Consider the following 295-nt stretch of genomic DNA (forward strand, 5'->3'; position numbering starts at 1 on the left):
TACATTGCCATTGTAAAATTCCAGTTCTTTCAATTCCCCGTAGCATTTGGGGCCGGCGAGGAAACGTACGTACCGCCAGTTCGTAGTTGTCCGAATTGGATACTCGTTCCATCCGGCCACCAACGTGTCCTTAATTTCAACCAGTGTAGTCCACCCATTCGCATTGGATATATCATTGGACCCTTGAATAACACTACCAGTTATACGTTCTATGCAGCATTGCGTGCGGGGGGATAACCGGACTTTGGTGATATTACCCCCAACATTCGACGGCAGATCGGTATTTCTAACTTTG

Annotated in this window: 1 protein-coding gene; it reads right to left on the bottom strand. The window is 47.1% G+C overall.

The features are described from left to right. The coding region (locus AC2YIT_RS32255; protein ID WP_487281956.1) for a galactose-binding domain-containing protein at positions 1-295 on the bottom strand (295 nt) is incomplete at both ends.

The organism is Dyadobacter sp. SRI_021 (assembly GCF_057586235.1).